Below are 4,017 nucleotides of genomic sequence, written 5' to 3' on the forward strand. Positions count from 1 at the left end.
TGATTCATTCCATCATGGTTCATCATGCCCTGATCCATTTGGCCCTGATCCATTTGGCCCTGATCCATTTGGCCCTGATCCATTTGGTCATGGTCCATCTGGCCATGATCCATCGGCGCAGCCTGTTGCTCGCCCTGATCCATATCCGCATGGTCCATCGCGCCATGGTTCATGGCGCCATGGTTCATCGCGCCATGGTCCATCGGTGCCGGCTTTGCCGGAGCAGCTTTGACCGCTGGCGTCTTGGTCTTTGGTTTCGCCGCCGCTGTCGCAGGCGCCGCTTTCGGCTTGGCCACAGCTTCGGGCGCCGGTTTGGCTTTCGCGACCGGTTTTGCCGGCATCGGCATGACATGCCCCTCATGCTGGGCGAGCGCAGGCGTCGAAGCGCCGAGCAACAATGCTATCATCAGCGCTCTCATGACGCCGCCCCTTCGGGAAAGGCGACGCTGACCGTCTGCATCATCCCGGCGTGCATATGATAGAGCAGATGGCAGTGAAAGGCCCAGTCGCCCGGCTCGTCGGTGGTCACGTCAAAACTGGCGCTGCTGCCCGGCTGGACAATCACCGTATGCTTTTTCGGCTGAAAATGGCCCTGGCCGTTGACGACCTCGAAGAACATGCCGTGCAAGTGGATCGGATGCGCCATCATCGTGTCGTTGACCAGCTTCACCCGCACGCGTTCATTATAGCCGAAGCGGATCGGATCATCGCCCACCGCGCTCATTTTCTTGCCGTCGAACGACCACATATAGCGTTCCATATTGCCGGTCAGATGCAGTTCCATCTCGCGGTCCGGTGCGCGCTTGTGATGATCCATCGCCAGTGATTTCAGCATCCGGTAATTGAGCACCCGGTGCGGCACAGCATCGAGGCCCAGCCCGGGAAAGCCGGTGCGGTCCTGCGGTGCCATCGCCACCATGTCGATGCCGGGCCCGACCTTCACCGTGTCGGGCAGCAGCGACGTGTCGCGCATGTTCATGCCGCTCATATCCATGCCTGCCATGTCCATCCCGGCCATATCATGACCGCTGTGCGCGTCGGCTGGTGCCGCTTCCGGCATGGCGTGACCCATTGCCGCATGGTCCATCTTGCTATGGTCCATGGGTTCGGACGGTTCTGCACCACCACCATGGTTCATGCCCATGTCCACCATCGTCAGCAGAGGCGGATCGCGCAGGGCAGGGAAGGCGGCCTTGCGTCCCGGCTGCGAGGTCAGCGAGGCTTGCGCCATGCCGCTGCGGTCCATGCTCTCCGCCGCGATCGCAAAGGCACCCGCTTCGGTCGGTGTGACAATCACGTCATAGGTCTCGGCAACGCCGATCTGCAGTTCGTCGACTTCGACCGGCTGCACATTCTGGCCGTCCGCCTGCACCACCGTCATCGGCAGGCCGGGCAGGCGAATATTGAAGAAGCTCATCGCGCTGCCGTTGATAATCCGCAACCTGACCCGCTCGCCGGGCTTGTAGGGCAGTTCCAGCCCGTCGTCCGGCCCGTGGCCGTTGATCAGATATGTATAGGTCGGCGCCGAGACATCGGCGATATCGGTCGGCATCATCCGCATCCGTCCCCACATCAGCCGGTCTTGCTCGCTCAACGGATAATCGTCCGTCGCACTGGTCTTCTGCATGCTGAAATAGCCTTCGCCGACCTTCAGCTTCTTCATGATCTGATGCGGATGCATCGGCGTGAATTCGCTCAGCAGGATGATATGTTCGCGGTCATATTCGACCGGATCGGGGCCAGCGGGATCGATGATGATCGGGCCATAATGGCCGACCTGTTCCTGCAGACCGCTATGGCTGTGCCACCAGTAAGTGCCCGACTGGCGCGGCGTCAGCGGCACGTCAAAGCGCGCGCCCGGCTTGATCCCGGGAAAGCTGATTCCCGGCACGCCATCAAACTGAAACGGCAAAAGCAGGCCGTGCCAGTGGACCGAGCTGTCTTCATTCAGCATATTATGCACGGAGAGCAGCGTCTTTTCGCCTTCCTTCAGCCGGATCAGCGGTCCCGGCACCGAGCCGTTGACCGCAATCGCATGGCCGGTGCGGCCGCCGGTGGCAAAACTGCCCTCGCCGATATGCAGGTCGATTTGCGCGCCGGACAGTTCAGATATGCCCTTGCGTACGGAACCACCATTGTGGCGGCCCATCTTGCCGCCGATATTGCCAGTGGCCCAGGCGGGCATCGGCAGCGCGGCCAGGCCACTCAACGCAGCGAGCGAGCCGATCATCGAGCGGCGGGAATATTTCATCTTGGAATTTTGCATAGCTTCATATATACCCCCATAGGGTATCAAGACAAGAGGGAAAATATGGCCAAAGGTGCAGTGGATCAGAAAATCACCCGGCTTCGGCGGATTGAAGGACAGGTGCGCGGCATCGCCCAGATGATCACCGAAGACCGCTATTGTATCGACATATTGCATCAGGTGCAGGCGGTGAAGGCCGCGCTGGCAAAGGTCGAGAGCCAGATATTGAAAGACCATGCCGCCTGCTGCGTCAGCGAGGCGATCGCGACCGGCAGTCCCGCCGAACAGAAAGAGAAATTTGACGAACTGATCGACCTGTTTGAGAAAGTGAAACGGTGACAAGATGGCTCGCCTCGCTGCTGCTGATGTTTATCCTCGCGACGTCGCTGCCCGCCGCTTATGCCCACGAAGCGCATCGCCAGGATATGAGCGACGCAGAGCTGGTGGAAATGCGGCAGGCTGCGGAGGAAGTGCATGACGGCGCAACGGGAACAACAGCTCGGGAGGCAGTCATTGCCGATCCAGCCAATGGCGCGATGTCAGCGGATATTCACAGCGAGATGATGTCGGACCATAGCGAAGCCGTCGCCTTCCACACCGCCGATTTTCTCGGTCGGCTGCATCCGGCGCTAGTCCATTTTCCGATTGCGCTGTTTCTGGCCGCCGGTCTTGCCGAACTCATATTATTCGCGCGTCCGGCATCGGGCCTGGAGCCGACCGTAAGATTTCTCGTTTATACCGGTGCAGCGGGCGGCCTGTTGGCCGCACTGCTGGGCTGGCTCGCGGCGGGTGTCAGAATGTCCGATCGCTCGGAAACGCTCGGCCTGCACCGCTGGACCGGCACCGGCATTGCTTTGGCGGGCATATTGGCTACGGCGATCATATATCGCGCGAAATCCGACCGCCTGCTGATCCGCCTGGTTCTCGCCGGAATCGCCATTGCGTTATTGTTTCAAAGCTATTGGGGAGCGGAAATGTCTCTCGGCCCCAACCACATGAATATGTGAAAGGAAAATTTGATGATCGGAGCTATTGCAAAATCGATGCGGGACACAAGCGCTGCCGGGCTGTTGCTGGTCTCGCTCGCGGCCTGTTCGACCGCAGTGCAGGCGGCAAGCTATACGATGTACCGGGACGCCGGCTGTGGCTGTTGTCTGGAATGGGCGGATCATGCCTCGGCTGGTCTGAATGCCGAAGTGACCGCTGAAAATGCCGATATGCAGATGGTCAAGGATCTGCACGGTGTGCCCAACGATCTGCGCGCCTGCCACACGATGATAGTCGAAGGCTATGTCATCGAGGGCCATGTCCCGGCTGAAGCGATTCAGAAATTGCTCCGCGAAAAACCGGAAAATGTGACCGGCCTCGCGGTTCCCGGCATGCCGGTAGGATCACCCGGGATGGAATATCAGGACATGAAACAACCCTATCAGGTGATCGCCTTTGGTCCCCAGGGCCAACGCGTATTCGCCAGCTATAATTGACCATCACAACCCCCAGAAGGAATTGAAAATGAACAGATTTACACTCTCGATCTCAGCCGCCGTTTTCGCGTTAAGCACCCCCAGCGCGGTTTTTGCCGAGCATCATGAAGGTGGTTCTGAAGCCCACAAGTGCGAGAAGACCGAAGATGGCACCATGAAATGCTGCATGACCGACAAGGACGGCAAAAAAGTCTGCCATATGATGGAAGGCGACAAGATGGACCACAGCAAGATGGACCACAGCAAGATGGATCAGGGCAACATGGACCATTCAACGATGGACCA

General features: G+C 59.2%; 5 protein-coding genes and 1 pseudogene. 4 read left to right on the forward strand and 2 right to left on the reverse strand.

What is annotated here, in order from left to right:
* Together V7665_RS10430 and V7665_RS10435 are read right to left on the reverse strand one after the other, a co-directional pair.
* Positions 1–419: pseudogene (locus V7665_RS10430) on the reverse strand (hypothetical protein); the annotation flags it as partial.
* Positions 416–2,266: a copper resistance system multicopper oxidase gene (locus tag V7665_RS10435; RefSeq protein WP_335664477.1), complete on the reverse strand. Its 1,851-nt coding sequence runs from the start codon at positions 2,264–2,266 to the stop codon at positions 416–418. The gene V7665_RS10435 and the pseudogene V7665_RS10430, both read right to left, overlap by 4 nt.
* 45 nt (positions 2,267–2,311) lie before the next feature.
* On the opposite strand from V7665_RS10435, the gene V7665_RS10440 reads away from it, so the two are divergent.
* The 4 genes from V7665_RS10440 to V7665_RS10455 all read left to right on the forward strand — a co-directional run.
* Positions 2,312–2,587, forward strand: coding sequence for a metal-sensitive transcriptional regulator (locus tag V7665_RS10440; protein ID WP_335664478.1), 276 nt, complete (start codon positions 2,312–2,314; stop codon positions 2,585–2,587).
* A complete protein-coding gene (locus V7665_RS10445) occupies positions 2,584–3,255 on the forward strand; it encodes a DUF2231 domain-containing protein (RefSeq protein WP_335664479.1) in 672 nt (223 codons plus the stop codon). The genes V7665_RS10440 and V7665_RS10445 overlap by 4 nt, the downstream gene beginning before the upstream one ends.
* Before the next feature lie 12 nt (positions 3,256–3,267).
* Positions 3,268–3,732, forward strand: a complete 465-nt coding sequence (locus V7665_RS10450) for a DUF411 domain-containing protein (protein ID WP_335664480.1) — start codon at positions 3,268–3,270, stop codon at positions 3,730–3,732.
* Positions 3,733–3,760: 28 nt separating this feature from the next.
* Positions 3,761–4,017: hypothetical protein (locus V7665_RS10455; protein ID WP_335664481.1), on the forward strand; the 257-nt coding region annotated here is incomplete at its 3' end.

Origin of the sequence: Parasphingorhabdus sp. (assembly GCF_036964675.1) — a bacterium.
Classification (GTDB): domain Bacteria; phylum Pseudomonadota; class Alphaproteobacteria; order Sphingomonadales; family Sphingomonadaceae; genus Parasphingorhabdus.

What these genes read in the sequence shown, in the direction of transcription:
- V7665_RS10450 (WP_335664480.1), top strand. Translation starts at nt 3,268, where the DNA reads ATGATCGGAGCTATTGCAAAATCGATGCGGGACACAAGCGCTGCCGGG.
- V7665_RS10440 (WP_335664478.1), top strand. Translation starts at nt 2,312, where the DNA reads ATGGCCAAAGGTGCAGTGGATCAGAAAATCACCCGGCTTCGGCGGATT.
- V7665_RS10435 (WP_335664477.1), bottom strand. Translation starts at nt 2,266, where the DNA reads ATGCAAAATTCCAAGATGAAATATTCCCGCCGCTCGATGATCGGCTCG.